8 protein-coding genes are annotated in these 10004 nt (G+C 38.7%); 7 read left to right on the top strand and 1 reads right to left on the bottom strand.

All coding sequences use genetic code 11. The annotated features are described in order from the left end of the window. Nucleotides 1–136 precede the first annotated feature (136 nt). From QM629_RS13385 to QM629_RS13375, 3 genes are read left to right on the top strand one after another with little or no spacing between them, the layout of a single operon-like run. A complete protein-coding gene (locus tag QM629_RS13385) occupies nt 137–646 on the top strand; it encodes a VOC family protein (protein ID WP_415160387.1) in 510 nt (169 codons plus the stop codon). A gap of 3 nt (nt 647–649) precedes the next feature. Continuing rightward, a complete protein-coding gene (locus QM629_RS13380; protein ID WP_415160386.1) occupies nt 650–988 on the top strand; it encodes a hypothetical protein in 339 nt (112 codons plus the stop codon). A gap of 22 nt (nt 989–1010) precedes the next feature. Then, nucleotides 1011–1820, top strand: a complete 810-nt coding sequence (locus QM629_RS13375) for an SDR family oxidoreductase (RefSeq protein ID WP_415160385.1) — start codon at nt 1011–1013, stop codon at nt 1818–1820. 426 nt (nt 1821–2246) lie between these two features. Here QM629_RS13375 and QM629_RS13370 read toward each other — a convergent pair whose 3' ends face one another. Next, nucleotides 2247–2573: a hypothetical protein gene (locus tag QM629_RS13370; protein WP_415160384.1), complete on the bottom strand. Its 327-nt coding sequence runs from the start codon at nt 2571–2573 to the stop codon at nt 2247–2249. 607 nt (nt 2574–3180) lie between these two features. Between QM629_RS13370 and QM629_RS13365 the strand changes: the two genes are divergently transcribed. From QM629_RS13365 to QM629_RS13350, 4 genes are all read left to right on the top strand, one after another. Beyond that, nucleotides 3181–3780: an RNA polymerase sigma factor gene (locus tag QM629_RS13365; RefSeq protein WP_415160383.1), complete on the top strand. Its 600-nt coding sequence runs from the start codon at nt 3181–3183 to the stop codon at nt 3778–3780. Between the two features lie 56 nt (nt 3781–3836). Beyond that, nucleotides 3837–4895: a FecR family protein gene (locus tag QM629_RS13360; protein ID WP_415160382.1), complete on the top strand. Its 1059-nt coding sequence runs from the start codon at nt 3837–3839 to the stop codon at nt 4893–4895. A gap of 166 nt (nt 4896–5061) precedes the next feature. Then, entirely contained in the window at nt 5062–8349 is a 3288-nt protein-coding gene (locus QM629_RS13355) for a TonB-dependent receptor (protein ID WP_415160381.1), read from the top strand. 19 nt (nt 8350–8368) lie between these two features. Beyond that, the coding region (locus tag QM629_RS13350) for a RagB/SusD family nutrient uptake outer membrane protein (protein ID WP_415160380.1) at nt 8369–10004 on the top strand (1636 nt) is incomplete at its 3' end.

Genomic DNA, 10004 nt, shown 5'->3' with positions numbered 1-10004 from the left:
GTCGGTGCGCCAATGGGAGCCATACCCGGGTATATTCGGAACTGAACTTATAGCCGACAAAGCAATGGATAACCTGGTACATATGAGTACACTATAAGAATTTAAAAAAAATCAAACAGTTTAAAATACAGGCATCATGATACAGGTTGAGGATACTTTAAATTATTATCGTCATTTTTTTCAGGTCGCTTACGTAACGACAGATATTACGCAATCCATAAAGTTATTCGGGGAATTGTACGGTATCAGTAAGTTCCTGGTCTTTGACCAGCCCTCCGTAATGGATATTGCTGATACGGGCCGCTACATCAAATGTAAGATAAAACTTGCATTTGCCACAGTGGGTATGCATCAGCTGGAGCTTATTGAACCAATTAACGACCCGATGGGAAGGTATACTGAAAGCCTGCCGGCATCAGGATTCGGACAACGTTTCCATCATTTAGGTTGTCGTTTTACAACCTGCGAAGAGTGGGATACATTCAGATCTTCACTGGATACCGGCAAACATCCTATTGCCTTTGAGAATACAGGCGGAGAATCGCGGTATTTATACCTCGACGAAAGGCCGCACCTTGGACACTACCTGGAATATATGTGGGCGGAGCAAAATGCGGCCATGTTTGATGCAATACCAAAAAATTAAAAAATGATGAAAATGGAAATGAATAAGAAAACTTTAGAAACCAGGTGGTATCATTACATTCTTGCATTTTTTGCCGGCGTATTCTTTGTCAATACACTGCCACATTATATAAACGGCATAACAGGAAAAGAATTCCCTACGCCTTTTGCTGATCCGCCGGGCATAGGATTATCTTCTGCACTAACAAATGTGTTATGGGCTGTTATTAATGCCAGCTTAGGTGCCAGCATTTTTCTTTTTGTCAAAATTAATAAAAGGAAAATAAGCTTGTGGATTGCACTAGCGGCCGGCGGTTTGCTGATGTCTTTTTTTGTAGCGTATTATTTCAGTACAAGATTTTAAAACAGGTAAACTTTATATACAGATGAAACATGTGATTGTAATAACGGGCATTGGCGGAATGGGAATTGCGTGCGCCCGGAGAATGGGAGCAGGATATAAATTATTGCTTTGTGATTTCAATGAAAAGCAATTGAGCAACGCTTCGGCAGAACTTACAAATAACGGCTATAATGTTACTACCGTTAAATTGGATGTATCTGATAAAGAATCCGTGAATGCCGTTGCCAAACAGGCAGCAATGATGGGTGAAATTCATGCTGTCATCCATACCGCAGGTCTTTCCCCAACGATGGCTGATGCTGAACGGATACTAAATGTAAACCTGATCGGAACAGCAAGAATGCTTGAAGTATTTGAAGCTTATATATCTCCCGGCACGGTTGGCATATTTATTTCAAGCTCATCGGGTTACCTTTCAGGCAGTTTAACCGCTGAACAGGAAAAGAAACTGGCAATTCTTTCTGCAGATGAATTAGTAGAATATGTTCCCTCACTGGAACTGAATGATCCGAATGATGCATACCCTGTTTCAAAAAAGGCCAATCGTTTGCAGGTAGCGGCAGCATCTGTAAAATGGGGCAAAAAAGGCGGCCGTGTAATGTCCATAAGTCCCGGAGTACATAGTACACCTATGGGGAAACAGGAACAGGAAGCCCATTCTTTTATGAAATACATGATAGAGAACACACCGGCAGGCCGTGTAGGAACTGCTGAAGACATTGCCGCTACAGTTGAATTTGTTGTAAGCCCGGCGGGGAATTTCCTGAGCGGTTCTGATATTTTGGTGGATGGCGGTGTTGTAGCTTTTTTACAAACGTCAGGCGGCAGGTAATTTCTTAATTGTGCCTTCTGCAAATTTCCCGGCTGGAGGATATAATCCTGTAGCTGTTGTAAATACCCTGCAGTTGGGCGTCCGCATTGGGATGGGCTGCCCTACCTGCAATTTTGGCTGCTGATTTTGTTGTATGTGCCGGAAGGTGAAAGCTTTTCTGTTTGTGTGTTGCAGTATAAACCCAGATTCTATCTTATTGCAAGTGCTGCTATGTCCGGGTTGTTTAACTATACTTATATTCGCTTTCAGTTCCAGCACAATGAAGACTCTTGCTCATAAATACTTACTTCCAGAGGTCGGGGAATATGTCCACTTGGAGAGGTCTCAAAATACTGATCGAGTATTTTCCGCTCATCTTTTCGTCCAATCAGAGTTTCCGTAAACGCCTAATTTGAAGCAAAAATAGAGAAATAGAATATGTTTTGGCTAAGTATAAAAATCACAATTATCCATAATATTCGCAAACCTAAAAGCTTTAATAGCGGATAATTTGTCCATTTCTTCTGCTGTTTCTATGGGCAGTCCATAATTCCGGCATAACTGCTGGTCATTATCAAACCAGGCAAATGTTCGCTCTACTACCCATTTCTTATACACTGTTTTGAAATTAGAGGAATTACTTTCTTTACGAAGTACAATCTGTAGCCAATAACCAAACTTTTCTTTTACTTCTTTAATGATAGTGCCGCAATAGCCGCTATCAGCCAAAATTACCCTGATGCTATGATAGCTATCCTGTAATACACACATCAACTGCCTATTGCTTTGCTGTCATGGATATAGGCCACGGTTACCATTATTGCCAGTAAGCCATTCTTATCTACTACATTCAATGCCTGTTGACAAAAGGAACTGCCTGGAATAGCTTGCCAAATGCAGGTGTTTGCGGAGTTGAACAGGGTGGTGCACAGTAAGATATCGCTTCATTTCGAAAGAGAGTGTCTGCAAAAGAAACGGTGGGCTACCTGTTGAATCTATAATATTGAACTGCCAAGATGAACTATGGTTAGGAAAACTGCTTTGCTGGAAAAATATATCCACCTCGATTTATTAGAGCAAAAAAAACAAAAGGGTATAATTGTTTCTATCTTATGAAGGGGTTAGCCAAAGGGATACAAAGAATTGCTTATTGTGCCGATCAGATGTTCTTAGATTCGAGTGATGGTCTGGTAAGACTGTAATAGCTTTATTGAATTTAGCATGGAATGGAGACCTCTTTTTTTAGCAATCGTTTGCATACTTTTTAATGAACTTAGATTATTAAGTTTGCCTAATGTATAGCTATATGCTATATAAATGCTTTATAGATAGATTAAAGTTGGCTTGCTTAGTTTCCGTTAAAATTAAAGAAGGACGACCTGTGCAAAAGGATCTCAATATATATGTAGGAAGTACCAATGTTCAGGTTGATATCTGGTATAAAGAATGGCGCTTGTTATTGCTTAATGAAGGCCTGCGCTTTGGTTATTCTGAGGAAGAAGTAAAAGACCTGTTGCAACAACTCTTTTTAGAACTCCTCGAAAAACAGGTAAACCCATTATCAATACAAAACCCTAAAGCATATTTAACTACTGCATTTAAACGAAGGCTGATTGATTGTTATCGTTCCAGGCAAAAACAATTAATTGTAAATACAAATTCAATTGTTGAAGATCAATTCACAGAGTTATCTGTTTCAAGGCTTGAAATTTCCGAAGAGAATAAAGAGCTGATAGAAAGCATTCGAAGCGCCTATAATAAATTGCCAGGCCGGTGTAAGAAAGTTATTTACCTCAAATTCAGCGAAGGCAAAACCACTGAAGAAATAGCTGCCATTACCGGCCTTACAAAACGCAGCGTGTATAATAACCTTTTTGAAGGCATACAAATATTAAGGGCACATATCCAAAAAAAACCACAGTATTTTCAGGCCGAAGCGTTCCTCACATTACTTCCTTTACTGCTCGCAAAAATTTTTTAAGAAAAATCTGGTAAAAAAGCAAAGTCATTTCGTCTTGTAGTGCAGAAGCTATCTGCATGAAGAAAAAATTACTGGTTGAAGAATTGGTTATAGACGATACGTTCATCCATTACTGTCTTTATAAAAACAAGGATGACTTTGCTTACTGGCAAGCATTTGAAGAAGTAAACCCTGATGAGGCGGCTACAATTGCGGAAGCAAGAGAAATGGTATTGGCGCTAACAACTGCCATGCGGATCAGGCATACGGAGCAGGATAATATCAGGCTGGAAAAAAAGAACTGGTTTTCATTAAAAAGGTTTATGCCCTATGCTGCATTGCTTGCGGGTATAATGCTTGTAACCGTTTTCGCTTATCATGGTTTTCATGGAAAAAATCAATCCTTGGCTGCTGCGGATGCAAATAATGAGGTTGTCGGTAAAGTTTCTTTTTTAACTGCTAACCGCGAAATGAAAAATATTGTGCTCACAGATGGCACAAAGATTACACTTGATGCAGGCTCGCATATAACGGTAGCTGATGATTTTGGTAAAAAAAGCCGGGATATTTACTTAGATGGTGAAGCGGTATTTGATGTAACGCACAATGAAGAACTTCCATTTATTGTGCACACGGCTTTTTATAATGTAAAGGTATTAGGAACATTATTTAATGTTAAGGCCTATAAAAACGAACAAAGGAGTGAAACCGCCCTGCTGCGGGGTAAAGTAATAGTCATACTCAAAGACCATAAAAAGATTTCGCTTACACCTAATAATAAAATTATTTTTTCTGTTTGTGATAATAAAGAATTAAGGGCAGGCGATGAGGCTGAAGCTGCTGACTCTGTAATTGCCATAAAGCCTATATCTTTTAAAAAGACTGACAATGCTATAATTGAAACGGCCTGGGCACAGGGCCGCCTTGAAATTAATAATGAAACATTTGAGCAATTTAAAGGGAGGCTCGAAAGATGGTACGATGTAAAAATAACATTAGCTGATAAGGAAGTGGCTGCTTATAATTTTACTGCAACCTTTAAAGGCGAGTCCATTGAAAAAGTATTACAGGCATTGCAATATTCTTATCACTTCAATTATAAAAAAGATGGCAAAAACATAACTATTTCCAAATAAAAAAGGAGGAGATGGATTCCGGCCATTCCTCCTGATTAATTACAAACGGTATGGGGCTTAGCCCTGTACACATTTATAACACTTAAATCGAAACTAAGGTATGAAAAAAATCTTTTTTTTCATTAGCCCGCATTTAAAACAAAGGCGGCTAAAAATTTTTCTGCTTATGAAATTTACGTTTATTTTAATTCTGCTTGCAACAATGCAGGTTGCTGCAAAAACTCAAAATATTAACGTAAACTTTAATAACACTAAACTTGTTGATGCTTTAAAGCAAATTGAACAAAAAAGCGATTACCGCTTTGTTTTCAGCAACAAAATACTTAACGACCAACCTGCCGTTACACTATCAGCAAATAATGTTTCCATTGATGCTTTATTAAAACAGTTGCTTGCCAGCACAGGTCTTAAAGATAGCCTGCTTGATAATAAGCTTATTGTGATCAAGCAAGTCTCAGGGTTTGCAAACCTTGTAAAGATTACGGGTACCGTTACTGATTCTGCAGGTAATCCACTGGAAGGTGTAACCGTGCAGGTAGCAGGTACAAAAACAGGTACTACCACAGACGCGAAAGGATATTTTTCCCTAAATGCTGATGAAAATGCAGTGCTTGAATTTTCTTCTATAGGTTACACTGATCAAACAATAGAACTAAACGGGCGATTATTGCTTTCTGTCATTCTGCAAAAAAATGATACCGGGCTGGATGATGTAGTGATATTAGGATATGGCAAGCAAGCAAGGCAAAAAGTTACCAGCGCCGTCACACAGTTGAAAACAGACAATTTTAAAGATGCACCTTATACTGATATACAGTCTGCAATGGCAGGCCGTGCAGCCGGTGTGGTGGTAAATTTCAGCGGTGGTGAGCCGGGCAGTGTTCCTTCCCTTACCATTCGTGGCGGAGAGCCACTTATTTCACAAACAACAGCGCTTTATGTTATTGATGATATCATAAGAGATCAAACAGCCTTTGTTAACCTGAACACAAATGATATTGAGAGTATAAGCTTTTTGAAAGATGCTGCTGCAACGGCAGTTTATGGTTCAAAAGCTGCTGCGGGCGTTGTTTTGATTACTACAAAAAACGGTGCTTCAGGTAAGCCAGCAATTACATATTCAAATAATTTTGCCCTGAATACGCCAAACCTTTTTCCAAAACTGATAAATTCTTATGATAAAGCTTTGGTAGCAAATGCTATTTCAGAATCAGAGGGTAATGGCAAGTATGCCGTTTATAGCGAAGCCCAGTTGGATACTATTAAAAATGGTTGGAATACCGATAAATATCCTAATACCGACTGGTATGGGCTTAGTTTTCGAAAGTATTCATTGCAGCAAACCCATAATTTGTCTGTGAGTGGTGGAAATAATCAAACCAAATATTATGTGGGGTTAGGATATTTTGATCAGGGCAGCAATTATGTAAACAACTCGTTTAAAGTAAAGAGATTTTCATATAATTCTAAAATCATTTCCAACTTTGACAATATTGGTTTGTCAGTAACTTTTGCTCTAAACGGTTATTATGATTACACGACGCAGCCTCCTGCTGGCTCTACTTCAATTTTTAGCCATATTGTTGCCAAAAGCCCACTTGAAAAGGCCTTTAATGACGATGGTACATTATCAGCTTTAGTTGATCATCCTTTAGCCGAAATATATTCACCGGGGTATGCAAGGGGGGAAGTTTTTTTTAATGATGCTAACCTTACCTTTTCATGGAGTGTGCCTAAAGTTCAAGGGTTACACTTAAAGCTTATAGGCGACTATTCTATGAAATCAAATCCTACCAAAACCTTTAATGTGTTGGCTACGCAATATAATTCAGACGGTACTCTATATGAGACAAGTGACCCTACATTAACTCAGGAAAGTAATGATACAAAGGCTTACAACCTTCAGTTTCAGGCTGATTATTCCAGGGGTTTTGGCCGACATAATTTGGTGGCAACATTTGTCTCCGTAGCAAGGGGCGGAGGCAACAAATGGTTTAGCGCATACAGGGGCGAATACCCTTCTACTGCGATTGATCAGTTATTTGCCGGCGATGCTTCAACCCAAATTAACGATGGCTCGGAAAGTAAATGGGGAGAAATTGGTTATGTTGGAAGATTAAAATATGATTATGCCGGCAAATACCTGTTGGAGCTAAATGGCCGTTACGATGGTTCAGATTATTTCCCTCCGGGAAACCGCTTTGGGTTTTTCCCCTCCATCAGTGCCGGATGGGCAGTGTCGTCTGAAAAATTTTATCATGATCTGAACCTTTCAAATATCTTTTCTTACCTGAAATTCAAGGGCTCTTATGGTAGGGTAGGCTCTGTTGGAGGCACCAAATATGCCTATGTTTCCCAATACAATGTTACTACCAGTGCTTATGTTATAGGCGGAACATTAAGAAATGGATATTACGAAGGGGCTTTAACAAGCCAAGATCAGGATATTACATGGTACTCCACTACATCAAGGGATTTTGGGCTGGAATTTGAAGCATTAAACAGGAAGCTGTCTGGAGATATTGATTATTTCTTTACTAGAACAAAAAATATATTAGGAAGCCCGGCTTATAGTTATTCTGAGCCTTTGGGGTTGGATTTGCCGGAAGTGCTTACTGACGCTGCCACACGAAAAGAGGGAATAGATTTTTCGATTAATTTCAATTGGTCTGTTGGCAAAGAGCTAAAAGGTTATATTGGCGTAAACGGTACCTATTTTAACTATTTATGGGAACGCACTAATGAAGATAGCGCTTCGCTTACAAACCCATATACCAGAAGCTGGGGAGTAGATCAAAACTATTATAGCACATTATATCAAGACAATGGATTGTATCAGAATTATGAGGACATCCTTAATAACCCAAGCCGGTTAACATCAACCGCTTTAACTTTAGGAGACTTATGGCTGGAAGATACAAATGGCGATGGTAAAATTGACGCCCAGGATTACCGTCGTTTAGGCAAGTCTCAATCCCCCAGGTTTACTTATGGAATGCCGCTTGGTATTGAATACAAAGGTTTTCGTTTAGATGCCCTTATACAGGGTTCTGGTTCCAGAAATGTTTATTTAGGAACATACCTGCAAGGCAGTGAAGGGGTAAACAGAGTGAATTTCGAATTTCAAAAGGATTACTGGTTATCTGATAATACCAACTCTTCTTTTCCCAGGGCAGGAACCAGCAGTTTGAATAATGGAAACAATTATGTTTCAAGCACATTCTGGCTTAAAAATGCACGCTTTGTAAGGTTAAAGAGTTTAACTCTTACATACGATTTCAAGCGGCTAATAAAAACCAACAAGATCAGCGATTTATCATTGCATGTCAGCGGAACTAATTTGCTCACTTTCTCACCGGTTAAAAAGTATTTTGATCCAGAACTTGCAAACAACAATAACTTTTTTTATCCGGTTAACAGTACATATTCTATTGGTATAAGAGCAACGTTTTAAGAAAATAAATTTAATTTTTATGAAAAGATCATTTCTTATAATAATACTTTTTTTAAGCCTTTTCACATCATGCAATAAAATAATGGACACAGAGCCATTGGATTCATATACTGAAGATGCTGTATGGAGCAATTATGATTTGGCTGAAGGATATATATTCAACTGTTATGCAAATTGTATTGGTTATATCTATTCCTGGGAGTGGGATGCTATGACGAAAAGCGTAAAATTGCACCCTTGGGGCGGAAGTTATGTTTCTGAAAAAACAGAGCAAATTGATCGATATACAGATGAAGGTTGGAACCAGTTCAGTAATATACGCAGTGTAAATATGATTCTGAAAAAAGTTCCTGATGCAGGCTTTACAGAGTTGGAATCAAATACGTTGTTAGGAGAAGGATATTTTTTAAGGGCTTCTATTTATTCATATTTGGTATTCCGTTTTGGAGGCGTGCAAATTATTAAAAATGTTTTAACAACAGACAGTTCTTTTAGTATTCCCCGATCCAGTCTTAAAGAGACATATGATTTTGTATTATCAGATTTGGATAGTGCAGTGGAAAGATTGCCTGCTGAAAATGAGAGAGGCAGGGCAAACAAAGCTGCGGCATACGCGTTGAAAATGAGGATTGCCCTGCAGGCTGGTGCATACCTGAATGATAATAGTTATTATGAGCAGGTTAAAAGTTCAGGCGAGTCCCTTTTTGCCTTAGGCCAATATAGTCTGGATGATTATTCCAACTTATTCAATGAGTATAGTACAGCAATTGCTTCTTCAGAGAATATACTGGTTTATGAAAGATTAAGTACCAATACATATTTTTATGGCACACCTATGCAATCGCTTGTTCCAAATGCTGATAATTTAACTTCTAAATTGAGCGATGCAGCTCTTGCCAAATATCCGCTAGAGGAATCTTTTGAGGGTTGGATGTATTATGCACCAACTCAAGATTTGGTTGACGACTATCTGGTTACGGATGCAGACGGACAAGAAAAAGAATGGGATAAAACAAGTTATATAACTACCGGGCAAAATGTATACGAGAAGATGTATAAAAACAGGGATAAAAGGTTTTATGCTTCGATAGTGTACGATAGTACTCAATTATATAATAATTGGGTTTATCTGCGGGCAGATGGGAATGTTTCCTCTTCCATATCTCCTTTATACGGAGGCAGTATTAATGGCGGTGGTTCTGAAACAGGGTATTTGTTCAGAAAATACGTGTATGAAGGAACTAAACTCTGGTATTCAGACCCAACTGATTTTTGTTACAGTGTTTTGCGCCTTGGCGAGGCGTATCTTAATTATGCAGAAGCCTGCATAAAATTGGGAGACGAGGCTACCGCAAGAGAATATATTACAAAAACATATCAAAAGCATGGCGGATTTTCTAATTCAATTACTTCATCTGGTGATGAATTGTGGAATGATTATAAAAGAGAAAGGCATGTGGAAATGATTTTGGAAACGGGAGACAGTTATTGGTCTCTGTTGAGATGGGGCATGCAAGGTTCAGGCGGTTTGAAAGAGGGCTATGCTAATAGTGCAGCTAGCATAACCGAACTAAATGGGTATCTTCATGGCATCGCTATTACAGCTGACGGAAAATCTTATTCCGTATTTGAAGCAACAGAAAAAAACGGATTGG

The organism is Parafilimonas sp. (genome assembly GCF_047606085.1).
In the GTDB taxonomy this organism is placed as follows: domain Bacteria; phylum Bacteroidota; class Bacteroidia; order Chitinophagales; family Chitinophagaceae; genus Parafilimonas.
The sequence above is the reverse complement of the archived record's forward strand: the minus strand, read 5'-3'. Positions and strand labels throughout refer to the sequence as shown.